The organism is Streptomyces roseochromogenus subsp. oscitans DS 12.976, from assembly GCF_000497445.1.
Classification (GTDB): domain Bacteria; phylum Actinomycetota; class Actinomycetes; order Streptomycetales; family Streptomycetaceae; genus Streptomyces; species Streptomyces oscitans.
The window spans coordinates 6,501,757-6,515,570 of sequence record NZ_CM002285.1; the positions used below are offsets into that span (position 1 = coordinate 6,501,757).

At 71.1% G+C, this 13,814-nt stretch carries 10 protein-coding genes, 1 tRNA gene and 1 pseudogene; 8 read left to right on the top strand and 4 right to left on the bottom strand.

Features of this window, described 5'->3' with window-relative positions; translation table 11 throughout:
• Positions 1 to 46: 46 nt before the first annotated feature.
• Positions 47 to 1,072, bottom strand: a complete 1,026-nt coding sequence (locus M878_RS77785; protein WP_078630417.1) for a helix-turn-helix transcriptional regulator — start codon at positions 1,070 to 1,072, stop codon at positions 47 to 49.
• A 166-nt stretch (positions 1,073 to 1,238) separates the two neighbouring features.
• Between M878_RS77785 and M878_RS000000100265 the strand changes: the two are divergent.
• Positions 1,239 to 1,844, top strand: a pseudogene (locus M878_RS000000100265) (MFS transporter); the annotation flags it as partial.
• Between the two features lie 246 nt (positions 1,845 to 2,090).
• Positions 2,091 to 2,324, top strand: a complete 234-nt coding sequence (locus M878_RS49140) for a hypothetical protein (RefSeq protein WP_006136074.1) — start codon at positions 2,091 to 2,093, stop codon at positions 2,322 to 2,324.
• Positions 2,325 to 2,531: 207 nt separating this feature from the next.
• Here the strand turns inward: M878_RS49140 and M878_RS97775 are convergent, their stop codons facing one another.
• Entirely contained in the window at positions 2,532 to 2,681 is a 150-nt protein-coding gene (locus tag M878_RS97775; RefSeq protein ID WP_023550785.1) for a hypothetical protein, read from the bottom strand.
• Positions 2,682 to 2,826: 145 nt separating this feature from the next.
• Here M878_RS97775 and M878_RS77795 point away from each other — a divergent pair.
• Positions 2,827 to 2,899 (top strand) — tRNA-Ala (locus M878_RS77795).
• Between the two features lie 114 nt (positions 2,900 to 3,013).
• Here M878_RS77795 and M878_RS77800 read toward each other — a convergent pair.
• Both M878_RS77800 and M878_RS77805 read right to left on the bottom strand, forming a co-directional pair.
• The gene (locus tag M878_RS77800) at positions 3,014 to 4,624 is read right to left on the bottom strand and encodes an NADH-quinone oxidoreductase subunit NuoF family protein (protein WP_023550786.1); all 1,611 of its coding nucleotides are present in this window, start codon (positions 4,622 to 4,624) and stop codon (positions 3,014 to 3,016) included.
• On the bottom strand, positions 4,621 to 5,892 hold the full coding sequence (locus M878_RS77805; protein WP_209445565.1) for a cytochrome b/b6 domain-containing protein: 1,272 nt from the start codon (positions 5,890 to 5,892) through the stop codon (positions 4,621 to 4,623). Before M878_RS77805 ends, M878_RS77800 begins: the two co-directional genes overlap by 4 nt.
• Positions 5,893 to 6,327: 435 nt before the next feature.
• On the opposite strand from M878_RS77805, the gene leuS reads away from it, so the two are divergent.
• The 5 genes from leuS to M878_RS77830 form a co-directional block, all read left to right on the top strand.
• Positions 6,328 to 9,210 (top strand): leucine--tRNA ligase, encoded by a 2,883-nt coding sequence (gene leuS / locus M878_RS77810; protein WP_023550788.1) that lies wholly within the window; start codon positions 6,328 to 6,330, stop codon positions 9,208 to 9,210.
• 164 nt (positions 9,211 to 9,374) lie between these two features.
• Entirely contained in the window at positions 9,375 to 10,103 is a 729-nt protein-coding gene (locus M878_RS77815; RefSeq protein ID WP_023550789.1) for a hypothetical protein, read from the top strand.
• A gap of 70 nt (positions 10,104 to 10,173) precedes the next feature.
• On the top strand, positions 10,174 to 11,019 hold the full coding sequence (locus tag M878_RS77820) for a DegV family protein (protein WP_023550790.1): 846 nt from the start codon (positions 10,174 to 10,176) through the stop codon (positions 11,017 to 11,019).
• Between the two features lie 102 nt (positions 11,020 to 11,121).
• Complete coding sequence (locus M878_RS94970) at positions 11,122 to 12,339, top strand: ComEA family DNA-binding protein (protein ID WP_078630418.1); 1,218 nt, start codon at positions 11,122 to 11,124, stop codon at positions 12,337 to 12,339.
• The coding region (locus M878_RS77830; RefSeq protein WP_425347915.1) for a ComEC/Rec2 family competence protein at positions 12,336 to 13,814 on the top strand (1,479 nt) is incomplete at its 3' end. The genes M878_RS94970 and M878_RS77830, both read left to right, overlap by 4 nt.

The following is a 13,814-nucleotide window of genomic DNA, read 5'->3' on the forward strand; positions in this document are numbered from 1 at the left end:
CACTCTGTTGAGTTGTCAAAGATCGGTGATGAAGGTCCCGTCCCTGTCAGGGGGCGGGATTTTCTGCGTTCCAGCGGCGGACGATCTCCTCTTCCTCCTCGCTCTCGTGGGCCGGCGGCCACAGCCGCTCCCGGCGCTCCCGCAGCAGCTCGACCTTCTCGCGCGACTCCTCGTCCTCCGGGGTGTAGACCACGATCCGGCACTCGGGCATCCCGTCGATGGACAGCGACTGCGAGGTCATCCGCAGCTCGCCCACCACCGCGTGCCGGAACGTCTTCACCCGGGGTCCCGGAAGCACCACTTCACCGCTCGCCCACAGCTCCGCGAACCAGGGGCTCGCCACGGAGAGGGCACGTATGTAGTCCTCCCAGGCGGGCTCGCCCACGTGTCTGCCGTAGGCCGACCGCAGCGTCGCCACCATCAGCGGCAGTTCCTGCTCGGGCCGCACCAGTGGGCTGTCGCCCTCCGCCACGGTGAACAGCGTCCACAGCGCGTTCGGCAAACCGATCCTGAGGGTCTCCGGCACCGCGAAAAGGTCCTGATAGGCCGCGTTGGTGGCCAGGATGTCGTAGCGCGTGTTGTAGACCACCGCGAGCAGCGGGTGCAGGGCGTCGATGATGCCCTGCACCTCCGGGCCGACCCGGCGGGTCAGGACCTCCCGGTCCGGGGCGAACGGCACCTCCGCCAGCCGGTACAGATGCTCCCGCTCCGGCGCGTCCAGCCGCAGTGTGCGGGCTACCGCGTCCAGCACCTGCGGCGAGGCGTTGATCGGCCGGCCCTGCTCAAGCCAGGTGTACCAGGTCACACCCACGCCGGAGAGCTGTGCGACCTCTTCCCGGCGGAGCCCCGGTGTGCGCCGCCGCAGGCCCGGTGGCATCCCCACGTCAGCCGGTGTCACCCGCGCCCGCCTGTTGCGCAGGAACGCGGCCAGCTCTGGCCTGCGGCGCTGCGCGCTCGCCGGCTGCGTCGCCTTCGAAGCCCTCGCCGCCTGCGACGTGTTCGCCGTGTCCACTGCGGCCTTCACCGCGGCCGTGCTCGCCGCGCTTGCCCCGTTCGCCGTGTTCGTCGTCATCGTCCAACCCCCGTCGTCCCCGTCTCATCGGCGGGCACTCGGCACCCGTACCGGCCCGTGGTCAGGCTCGGCATCATGACGCCGTCCCGAACCGGTCCGGGCACCCAGCCCGTTCCGAACCCTGCGATCAGTGAAACACCCGCCACTGACAGTGAGCCACCGGCTGCGACGGCTCCCCGGTATCGGCCTCGCCGTCTTCCGCGTCCTGGCCGTGATGGCGGTGAACGCGGGTTTCCTCTTCGCACCGACCCTGCACGTCCAGGGCGGCCCCGGCTACAGCGCGCTGCGGGCCGGCCTGAGTTTCGCCCCGACCGCCGGTGCCTTCGCGGCCGTCAGCCTGACCTGGCGGAGGTGGCCCGCCGGCTTGCAACGGGCGATGATTCCGGCCGGCTTCGCGCTGACCGCGCTGTCCGTGGGCGTCGTGGGGCGGGCCTTCCACGGCGGCGGGGACGGAGGAGCGGGCCTGTACGCCGGATACGCGGGTCCGGGCATCGGGCTCGCGCTCGCCTTCAGTCCGCCCGACGCTCACCGGCGCGCTCGCCACCGTGCGGCCCGAGGACGCGGCGGACGCCAGCGGCTTGTGAGCGACGGTCACCCAGCCCGGTCAGCTGATCGGTGTGGCGTCTTTCGGCACACCGTTCCTGAACGGGCTGAGTCACTCGGGGCTTTGCGCTCGTATACCTCTGCGGAGGCGTTCTCGGTGTGTGCCTGGGCGCTGGCCGGAACGGCCGCGGCGGGAGCTGTGTCCGGACTGGTACTGAGGCGTCGCTGACCGTATTGCTCCGGCCGTGGCAGAATCAAACGGCCGGAAGGGGGCGCGGCCCGACGGGAGGGAGTAGCGATGCCTGCGAGCATCCTTGAGGAGGTCGGCCACCTCCTCGGTGCGGCGTTGACACGGGACACGACCACCCGGCTGAGCTGCCCTTCCTGCGGTTCCGCGCATGTTGCCCAAGTTCTCGGCGACAACGGTGGAATCTCCTACGTGTGCACGGCCTGCGGCCACAGCTGGAGCTGATCGATGGGTGCACACAGGCGAAAGTGTGACTGGTGCGGGAGCGGTACCCCGATCGTCCGCGACATGGAGCCGATCAACCCCGATTACCAGTACTGGTGCGAGGAATGCGCGCGGGCGCTGATCATAAAAGGCGACCCGATCGAGACGTACCGGGAATTGGAGGGCGAGCCGATCTACGGCCGTCTCCTGGAAGAGCACTGCACACTCAAGCGGTTCTACTCCTTCGTGACGGCTTGACGCGCGCCGCACCGCCACCACGCCGCGGCAACGATGTCCGGGTCGTTACGAGGAAGAGGGTGCCGACGCCCGCGTAGAGGCCGATCGCGGTAACTCCGAGGCGTTCTGGTGCAGTTCGGGGTGCCCGGTTTCGTGCGGCACCCGCCAGGGGGAGTACGGGCAGAAGACCGGCAGCGTGCCGTGACCGCGCAGGCGCACACCGCGCGGTCACGGCAGCCCGCGCAACTCCGCCGCCGCGGCGGCCACGAGGCCCGCAGCGGCCATGACGGCCACTGCGGCGACCCAGAGAACTCTCCCGGTCTCGCGTGTGCAGAACGCCACGGAGGACACCAGGCAGACGCCCAGCGCGACCGGCATCCGGCGGCTGGCGGCACGCGATCATGGTCGCAAAAGCCGACATTAGGGGACTTATAGGGCGAACCCGAAACCGATTTGGCGCTGCGTCGCCGTGCCTGTAATGTTTACGTCGTCGCCAGGGGAACCGGGCGAAACAAGAAAACAAGGGGCTATAGCTCAGTTGGTAGAGCGCCTGCATGGCATGCAGGAGGTCAGGAGTTCAATTCTCCTTAGCTCCACAGAAATTGAAGGCGGATCATCCGAAAGATGGTCCGCCTTCGGCGTGTTGTAGAAAGACGCGGCCCAACGGAGGGGCGGGTCACCCGAGCTGGGTGACCCGCCCCTCCGTGTGCTCAGCGGCCGAGCGCGCGCCGCCCACGGCCCTGGGAGACGACCGGCAGATTGCGGGACGGTGCCTGCCCGCGCGTGTCCTCCTCGATACGCAGGGCGAGCGCCGGGCAGCGGCGCACCGCGCGCAGCGCCTTCGCCTCCGCGTACCGCGGCACCTGCGCCTGGGCGACGGTCGGGAAACCGTCGGCGCCGAGTTCGAACACCTCGGGGAGGATGTCGGCGCACAGTCCGTGGCCCCGGCACAGCGTCCAGTCGACGTAGATCTTCTGGCGGCTGGCGCCGGTCTCCTCGGGCTCTCCGCCGCCCGGGATGCCCGTAGGGGCCCTGCCTCCCTCGAAGAGCGGCAGAACGCCCTCCACGGGCCGTCCGCAGCCGTTTCCGAGGACATGCGCGGCCAGGTCGTCCGTGAACGCCTTGATGGTCGACTCCAGGAACATCGCCGAGCCGTCCGGATGCGAACACGCACCGCGCCGCTTCACATTCTTCGCGACCTGCTTCAGCGCCTCCAGGGCCGCCGGGCCGCCGCCGTTGAGGATGTCCTCCAGGCCGCGCGCGGCCGCGGGCAGTCCGAGGTAGCAGGGCCCGCACTGGCCCGCGCTCTCCTCGGCCAGCCACTGCGCCACCCGCAGCGACTCGCCCAGCGGGCAGGTGTCCTGGCTGATCGGCAGGATCGCGCCAGCGCCCAGCGAACCGCCCACGGCGTCCAGCGAGTTCCGGGAGACGATCGCCTCGTTCACGGTCGCCGCGTCGATCCACTTGCCGTGGTAGCCGCCGGTCAGCACGCCCTGCGGCACCGGCGGGGCGCCCGCCAGCTGCAGCACGTAGCGCAGCGGCACGCCCGTGGGGACCTCGATCACCATCGGGCGGGCGACCGTGCCGGAGACCGTGAGCATGACGGTGCCCGGCTCGTCGTACAGGCCGGTGTTGCCGTAGCGCTCGGGGCCGATGCGGGCGGCGATGGCCAGCTGCGCGAACGTCTCCGCGTTCGACAGCAGCGTGGGCGCGCCGCCGACACCGCTCTGCGAGGCGCTGATCTTGCGGCCGGGCGGGATCGCCGGGCCGCCGTCGATCGAGCGGATCAGCGAGGCGGCGGCGCCGGTGACCATGCGCACCGGGTTGCGCTGCACCCACGCGCGTAGCGCCGATCTACGGCTGTTGCTCAGCCCGCGTTCGGCGAGTGCGGCCTCCATGGAGCGCTGCGTGGACTCGCGTGTGACGCCGATCACGAGCGTCCGCGCGCCGAGCGCCTCCGCGCACAGCAGCGCGCCGTCCAGGATCAAGTGCGGGGCGCGGTTGATCAGTACCGTGTCCTTGCGGCAGGCCGGTTCGTCCTCGCTGCCGTTGACCACGACGACCGGCCGCACCCCGCGCTTGATCGCCGACTCGGCGACCGAGCGCAGCTTCTTGTGGAACGGGAAGCCGGCGCCGCCGCGGCCCTTGAGGTTGATGCGTTCGGCGAGCTGCGCCAGTTGCTCGCCGCCGAGCGGGTCGAGCGGACCGTGCACCTTCAGGTGCATGGGCAGATCGAGTCGTTCCACAAGGTCGAAGCCCGACGTGAGCTGTGGAAGCCCGACCACGCGGACTTCGGGGACGTCGGGCAGGGCCTCGTTCACTTAAAGCCTCCGGACGGCGTGTTCCAAGGTTCGCCCGAACCCGGTGTGTCGTAGGACACGCCGGGCAGCGTTTCGGTAGCGGGACCGTCGTTGTACGTGTCACTGGCGTTGTACGTGCCATAGAGGCCGTTTGTCTCACCGTTGTCGTACATGTCACTTCCGCCGTATCCGTTGGCCACCGAATTGTCATAGACCGGGATGGTGTGTCCGGTGTCCTGGAGCGGGTCGTACGCGGACGGCGGGGCCTCGCCGACCGGCGGCGGGGACGGGACCGGCCAGCTGCCCGAGGCGCCGGAGGGGCCGTCCATGCGCGAGATGGCCTCCGTGGCCTGCATGTCCAGCGGCAGATCCATGCGGGCGGTCTGGCCGGCCGTGTACGGCTGCTGGGAGCGGCCCGGCGCGGAGACGGCGCGGTAGGCGGCCGCGAAGCCCGATGCGGGCTGTGCGGCGGGGGTGGCGGGGGACTGGTACAGCGGTGCGGCCGCCGCCCTGGGCTCGCGCCCGCCCTCGAAGCCCGCGGGCGCCGCCTCGGCCATCCGGGAGCGGCTCGCGTCCAGCTCCTCCAGCCCCGGCCGCTCCGAGCTGCCGAACAGCGCCACCAGCCGGTCGGCGACCTTGCGTTTGACCGGGCGCGGGGCGGCGCGCAGGGCGAGGGCGGCCATGACTGCGAGCAGGGACAGTGCGTACAAGTATGTGAAGAGCGGGCTCTTCACCGGGCGGCCCGCGTACAGGCCATGGATCAGTGCAGCGCACCAGGCCGGGTAGGACAGCATGTGCATGGCGCGCCAGCGCGCGGCGACCGGGGCAGGAGTGGCGAAATTGCTGCGCAGGGCGCCGGTGACGCCTACGAAGATCATGAGCAGGCCCGCCAGTGAGCCCAGTCCGATCAGGCCGCCGATTCCGGTGATGCCGAGCGAGAACGGGATGATCGCGGCGATCAGCTGCGTGTGGCCGAGTGCGATCTTGATGGTGATGTGCAGCAGCAGGAATGCGATCGAGGCGACCCCCAGCGTGCGGTGCACCGCCTGGCCGATGATCCGCTGCCGGATGTTCAGGAAGATCCGGTCCTGGGCGAACAGGCCCCAGATCACCGAGCAGCTGAGCGAGACCAGGGACATCACGCCCGCGCCGAAGTTCAGGAAGTCCTGGACCTGACTGCCTCCCACCAGCACGACCACGGGTATGAGCAGCAGAACGACAGCCGAGGCCACCCCATAGGCCGAACGGCCCGGTTTGGGGAGGGAGCGGGTACTACGACGAGGGTTCATGGGGGCAACTCCGAGCAGTTCCGGGAAAGCGGTCCCGCTGCCGAACTCTAAGTGGCGCCATACCGATCAGTACGGGGTTTGAGTTATTGCGTTGTTATCAACGGACAATGTGACTGGTGCGTGTCCCTTAGTGGACGGTACGCGAAGAAATTGTTGACCTTGGTTCAGCTCCCGCCTTGGTTCCTGGCATGTCCACAAGGGATACGGAAGCGCGTCGCGGCTTGCTCAAGGCCGTCGCCGCTCGCTCAGGGCCTGCGGTACCCTAACGCCATGCGTGCCGTACGCCTTCTGCTTAGCGGGCCGCGCTGATCAGTACCGACCCTGGTCGAACCTGAGGTCGGCATCGGCGCGGCGTCCCCTCCTGTGTGAGGGGATTTTTCGTTTCTTTGAATGTCACAGCCGCAGGCAGAGACGATCGATGGAGCTTTGAGGATCATGAGCGAGACGAACCCCGCTGCGGCCGCCGCCACGTCGGCGGAGGCCGCACCGCACCGCTACACGGCCGCCATGGCGGCCGAGATCGAGGCACGCTGGCAGGACTTCTGGGACGCCGACGGCACGTACGCGGCGCCGAACCCCAAGGGTGACCTGGCCGGTGCCCCCGAGCTGGTCGCCAGACCCAAGAAGTTCATCATGGACATGTTCCCGTACCCCTCGGGTGCGGGCTTGCACGTCGGCCACCCGCTGGGCTACATCGCCACCGACGTCTTCGCCCGGTTCCAGCGCATGACCGGCCACAACGTCCTGCACACGCTGGGCTTCGACGCCTTCGGCCTGCCCGCCGAGCAGTACGCCGTGCAGACCGGCACGCACCCGCGCGTGTCCACCGAGGCCAACATCGAGAACATGAAGGCCCAGCTGCGCCGGCTGGGCCTGGGCCACGACAAGCGCCGGTCCTTCGCCACGATCGACCCGGACTACTACAAGTGGACCCAGTGGATCTTCCTGCAGATCTTCAACTCCTGGTACGACGGCGAGGCGAGGACGGCCCGCCCGATCTCCGAGCTGGTCGCGCAGTTCGAGTCCGGTGAGCGGGGGATTCCGGGCACCACGCGCGCGTGGAGCGAGCTGAGCGCCCGCGAGCGTGCCGACATCCTGGGCGAGTACCGCCTGGCCTACGCCTCCGACGCGCCGGTCAACTGGTGCCCGGGCCTGGGCACGGTGCTGGCCAACGAGGAGGTCACCGCCGACGGCCGCTCCGAGCGCGGCAACTTCCCGGTCTTCAAGGCCAAGCTGCGCCAGTGGAACATGCGCATCACCGCCTACGCGGACCGGCTGCTGGAGGACCTGGAGGAGCTGGACTGGCCCGAGGCCATCAAGCTGCAGCAGCGCAACTGGATCGGCCGCTCCGAGGGCGCCCGCGTCGACTTCCCGATCGACGGCGAGCACATCACGATCTTCACCACCCGCCAGGACACCCTGTTCGGCGCGACCTACATGGTGCTGGCGCCCGAGCATCCACTGGTCGAGAAGTTCACCCCCGAGGCCTGGCCCGAGGGCACGCACCAGGTGTGGACCGGCGGCCACGCCACTCCCGCCGAGGCCGTCGCCGCCTACCGCGCGCAGGCCGCCGCCAAGTCCGACGTGGAGCGCCAGGCCGAAGCCAAGGACAAGACCGGCGTCTTCATCGGCGCGTATGCGACCAACCCGGTCAACGGCGACCAGATCCCGGTCTTCATCGCCGACTACGTCCTGATGGGCTACGGCACCGGCGCGATCATGGCCGTCCCGGCGGGCGACCAGCGCGACTTCGAGTTCGCGCGCGCCTTCGAGCTGCCGATCCACTGCGTCGTCGAGCCGACCGACGGCCGTGGCACCGACACCTCGACCTGGGAGAACGCTTTCGGGTCGTACGAGGCGAAGATCATCAATTCGTCCAACGACGAGATCTCCCTGGACGGCCTGGGCGTGGCCGACGCCAAGGCCCGCATCACCGAGTGGCTGCAGGACAAGGGCATCGGCGAAGGCACCGTCAACTTCCGCCTGCGTGACTGGCTGTTCAGCCGCCAGCGCTACTGGGGCGAGCCCTTCCCGATCGTCTACGACGAGGACGGCATCGCCCACCCGCTGCCCGAGTCGATGCTGCCGCTGGAGCTGCCCGAGGTCGAGGACTACAGCCCGCGCACCTTCGACCCGGACGACGCGAACACCCAGCCCGAGACCCCGCTGTCGCGCAACGAGGAGTGGGTCGACGTCACCCTGGACCTGGGCGACGGGCCGAAGAAGTACCGCCGCGAGACCAACACCATGCCCAACTGGGCCGGTTCCTGCTGGTACGAGTTCCGCTACCTGGACCCGCACAACGACCGGCAGCTGGTCGACCCCGAGATCGAGCAGTACTGGATGGGCCCGCGCGAGGGCAGGCCGCACGGCGGTGTCGACCTGTACGTCGGCGGCGCCGAGCACGCGGTGCTGCACCTGCTGTACGCGCGCTTCTGGTCCAAGGTCCTGTACGACCTGGGCCACGTCTCGTCGGCCGAGCCGTTCCACAAGCTGTTCAACCAGGGCATGATCCAGGCCTACGTCTACCGCGACAGCCGGGGCATCGCCGTGCCGGCCGCCGAGGCGGAGGAGCGCGACGGCGCCTACTACTACCAGGGCGAGAAGGTCAGCCGCCTGCTGGGCAAGATGGGCAAGTCGCTGAAGAACGCGGTGACCCCGGACGAGATCTGCGCCGAGTACGGCGCCGACACCCTGCGCCTGTACGAGATGGCCATGGGCCCGCTGGACGTCTCCCGGCCGTGGGACACGCGCGCGGTGGTCGGCCAGTTCCGGCTGCTGCAGCGGCTGTGGCGCAACATCGTCGACGAGACGACCGGCGAGGTCACCGTCGGCGACGCCGAGCCCGACGAGGAGACCCTGCGCGCCCTGCACAAGGCCATCGACGGCGTCCGCCAGGACCTGGAGGGCCTGCGCTTCAACACCGCCATCGCCAAGGTCACGGAACTGAACAACCACCTGACCAAGACCGGCATCGCGGTGCCGCGTTCGGTGGCCGAGCCGCTGGTGCTGATGGTCGCCCCGCTGGCCCCGCACATCGCCGAGGAGCTGTGGCGCAAGCTGGGCCACACCGACTCGGTCGTCCACCAGGACTTCCCGGTCGCCGACCCGAACTACGTCGTGGACGAGACCGTGACTTGTGTCGTGCAGATCAAGGGCAAGGTCAAGGCCCGTCTGGAGGTGCCGCCGGCCATCTCCGAGGAGGAGTTGGAGAAGGCGGCCCTGTCCGACGAGAAGGTTGTCGCGGCGCTGGACGGCGCGGGCATCCGCAAGGTGATCGTCCGGGCGCCGAAACTGGTGAACATCGTTCCGGCGTGATGACCGGACCCGTTCCGGTGTGACGACCGGACACCGGCCGCGACCGGCATCGGGGTAGTCCCCTACGGGCAGGTTCGGGGTTCTTCTGGAACTCCGGGCCTGCCCGCTGCGTTTACCGTGGAGAGCGCAGCGGCGTGTGCCGCACCGGCCGGAGGAGGAGCGTCGTGGAAGCCGTGATCGCTGTGTTCGCCGTGCTCTTCCTGCTCTTCGTCGGCCTGGGCGTGTACGCCACGGTCAAGGCGGTCGGCGCCGCCAAGCGCGGAGTGGACCGGACGATCGAGCAGGCCCGCCGCACGGTCGAGGACCACACGTTGCGCGCCAAGTCGTTCGTCCAGGTCGGCCCGGCCGCCGAGATCGCCCAGCTCCGGCTCGCACTGCGCACGTCGATGCGCGCCACCCAGGACGCGCTGCGTGCGGGCGTGGCCGAGGACGAGTCGCTGGAGGAGTCCCTCGGCCTCTTCGAACGGCTCAGCGCGCACGGGCACGAACTGGACGCCGACCTCAGGCGCCTGGAGTCGGAGCCGGACCGGTCCGAACTCACCGCCCGCCTGCCCGAGCTGCGCAGCCGCACCGAACGCATCACCAAGTCCGCGGACTCGCTGCGCTGGGCCGCCCGCGACCGGGCGCGCCGCTTCGTCGACGACGATCTGGGCGCGCTCAGCGACCAGATAGACATCGAGGCCGACGCCCTGCGCCACTGGACCCCGGCTGAGCCCGCGCCGGGACAGCGGCCCGGCCCATCCACCTCAACTGCCGACGGCCCGACGGGGCAGTGGGCCCGCTCCCGGACGTCCCGCCCCGCCGAGGAGCAGCCGCCACAGGCGATCACCCCGCCGTCGCCGCGCCTCGCCCATCCCTGGCAGAAGAAGGCCCGGCCCGAGAGCACCACCTGAGGGCCGCTCCCGGCCCGCATCACGGGGGCCGGGCTGCCGCACGAGCGCTACGGCAGGTAACCTCCAGCTCATGTCCCGCCATGTCGCGATCGTCACCGATTCAACGGCCTACCTGCCGCCACGGACGATGGAGCGGCACGGCATCACCGCGGTACCCCTGACCGTGGTCCTCGGCGACCGAGCCCTCGAAGAGGGCACCGAGATCTCGACCCGCTCACTGGCCCAGGCGCTGCAGAAACGACGCCCCGTCACCACCTCGCGCCCGAGCCCCGAAGTGTTCGCTGCAACGTACCGCAGGGTCGCGGAGTCCGGCGCGAGCGGCATCGTCTCCCTGCACCTGTCCGCCGAACTGTCCGGCACTTACGACGCGGCGGTCCTCGCGGCGCGCGAGGCGCCGGTGCCGGTACGGGTCGTGGACACCGGGATGGTCGCGATGGCCCTCGGCTTCTGCGCGCTCGCCGCGGCCGAGGCCGCGGAGGCCGGCGGCACGGTGGACGAAGCCGTCACGGCCGCCGAGAAGCGCGCCGCGGGCACGTCCGCCTACTTCTACGTCGACACCCTCGACTATCTCCGCCGCGGCGGCCGCATCGGCACCGCACAGGCTCTGCTCGGCTCCGCACTCGCCGTCAAACCCCTGCTCCAACTGGACTGCGGCCGCATCGAACTGCTCGAGAAGGTCCGTACGGCGTCCAGGGCCATCGCGCGTCTGGAAGAGCTCACCGCCGAGCGGGCGGGCAGCGCCGAAGTCGACATCGCCGTCCACCACCTCGCGGCCCCCGATCGCGCCGCCGCGCTCGCCGACCGGCTGCGGGCACGCGTGCCGGGTCTGGCCGACCTCCATGTCAGCGAGGTCGGCGCGGTGATCGGTGCACACACCGGTCCCGGGCTGCTCGGCGCTGTGGTCTCACCGCGCTGACCCCTCACTCGTGCGGGTGGCCCAGTTATCCACAACTGGGCGGTCCTCCCCGGAAATTGACCAAGATCATCGCGAATCGGCGGGATGCTCCATCCTCGTCGCATGGCACTTCGATCACGTTCACGCACAGCCACTCCGACCAGCGGCCCCGGCCGCGGCCCCACCTCCGACGGCCGCCTCCGCCATCGCCGCGGCATCCACCACCGCCGAGCCCGCCACCGCCCACCGGCACCGGCCGACGAACTGCGCCGCCGAGCGGAACTCCTCTTCGGCGAACGAGCCGTGCGGTGGCGGGAGTCGGGAAACGGGCCGCCGGACGGGGGCCCCGCGGATCGGGTGACCGAGACGCCAACGGCATGGGGCACCGGGCGGGCGCCTGGGCTGAGGGCGGCGAGGGCGGCGACGACCACGGCCGTGTCCGGCCGGGCTGTGCCTGGTCCGACCGTACCACCGGACGTTGAGTCTGCCCCGGGCGAGCCGCCGAGCGCCGTGCCGGCCGACGGGTGGGCTCCGACGCTGACGCCGGTACCGGCGGCGAGTGCTGCCGAAGCATCCGAACCAGCCGGTGCCGTCCGCCCGTTGGAGCTGTCCGGACCCGAAGATCCCGGGTGGCGGGAGCGGGTCGGGCTGGCGGTGCGGGAGCGGATGCCGGTGTGGCTGCAGGCTCGGTGCGGTGTGGAGCGACGGGGAGTCGTGGCGCTCGCCGTGGTGCTTGTGGCCGCCGCCGTGTTGGCCGTGCAGCACTTCTGGGCCGGGCGGACCGAGTCCGTGAGCGCCCCTCAAGTGGTGCGCGCGGGGAAGCCCTACGCCAAGCAGGAAGACGGCGCGAAGGCCGGTGCGGGCGCGGGTGCCTCGCCGACGCCGGGCGGACAGATCGTCGTGGACGTCAGCGGCAAGGTCCGCGAACCGGGGATCCGACGGTTGCCGGCGGGTTCCCGGGTGGCCGACGCGCTGCGGGCGGCCGGGGGTGTCCGTCCGGGCGTGAACACCGAGGGGCTCAACCGGGCCCGATTTCTGGTCGACGGCGAACAGGTCGTCGTCGGTGGGCCCGCCGGGGCGATAGTTCCACCCGGGCCGGCTTCCGGACCGGCCGGGGCGGTCTCTCGACCGGCCGGCACGGGCCCCGCGGCACCGGTCTCCCTCAACACGGCCACGGCGGACCAGCTCGACACACTGCCCGGAGTCGGCCCGGTGCTCGCTCAGCACATCATCGACTACCGCACCCAGCACGGCGGTTTCCGCTCGGTGGACGAACTGCGCGAGGTCAACGGCATCGGCGATCGCCGCTTCAGCGATCTGCGGAACCTGGTACGGCCATGAGCCGCGTGATCGGCAGCGGGCTGTCGGGGCGCGAAAGGACCGGTGCACGCGCGCGTGCCGGGCGCGGAGACGACCGGCCGGAGGAGTTGGGATCTGGCGGCTCCGTGGGCCGCGACCCCGAGGAGCGGGGGCCCGCGCACGGTGACCGGGCGGGACCGATGGACCTGCGCCTGGTGCCGCCCGCGCTCGCCGCCTGGGCCACGGCGGCCCTGACGCTGGACACACCGGCGGGCTGGACTGCCGGGATCGCGGTCGCCTGCCTGGTGGGCGGAGTCGTGCTGTTGGCAGCGGGGAGGCCCGGACGGGAGAGACGAGTCGGGTGGTTGCTCGGGCGGTTCGGGTGGGCCCGTGCTTCGATCGCCGCCGTGCTGCTCTGCGTTGCCGCTGCGGCCGCATCGGCCGGGCTGCACGGGGCGGACGTACGGCGCGGGCCGGTGCCCGAGCTGGCCCGGCGCTACGCGACCGTGACCGCCGAGGTCGAGATGAGCGGCGATCCCTGGCTGAGCCGGCCACGGGTGCACGGCGATCACGCGGCGCCGACGGCGGTACTGGCCCGGGCGGAGGTGCGGCGCGTCGAGCAGAGCGACGGGACGAGCGTGTCGATGCGGACTCCGGTGCTGCTGGTCGTCGACGCGGACGTTCGGGCACCGGAGGGGAGGGCTGCGCGCAGCGGACGTTCTCCAGCGGAAAGGGGTGTGACACGGTCCGCTGCCCGGGGCGGGCAAGGGACTCGAGCTGCCTGGCTCGGGTTGTTGCCGTCCACCCGGCTGCGGGTGAATGGGCGGCTGGCGCCCCCGCTGACGGGCGGGGACCGGACCGCTGCCGTGCTGCGGGTGCGCGGCCGGCCGGGCCCGCAGATCGTGGCCGGACCCAGCGGGCAGCAACGGCTGGCGGGACGGCTCAGGGCCGGACTGCGGGAGGCGACCGACGGCTTGCCCGGGGACGCGCGGGCACTGCTTCCCGGGCTGGTCGTCGGGGACACCTCACGGATCACGCCCGAGCTGGACGAAGCGTTCAAGGATACGGATCTGGCCCACACGCTCGCCGTGTCCGGCAGTAACCTCACCGTGCTGCTCGCGCTGCTGATCGGGCCGCCCGGGCTGGCGCAGCAGGTCGAGCGCCGTGGTCTGGCCCCGCGCCTGGGACTCTCGCTGCGGGCGACCGCGCTGGCCGCAGGGGTGCTCACGCTGGGATTCGTGATCGTGAGCCGGCCCGACCCCAGCGTGCTGCGGGCCGCCGCCTGTGGCGCGATCGCACTGCTCGCCCTGGCCACCGGGCGCCGTAGGTCCCTGGTCCCGGCGCTGGCCACGGCCGTCCTGCTGCTGGTGCTCTACGACCCATGGCTGGCCCGCAGTTACGGCTTCGTGTTGTCCGTGCTGGCCACCGGCGCGCTGCTCGTCCTGGCACCGGGTTGGAGCGAGGCGCTGCGGCGGCGCCGGGTGCCGCCGAGGCTCGCGGAGGCGCTGGCGGCAGCT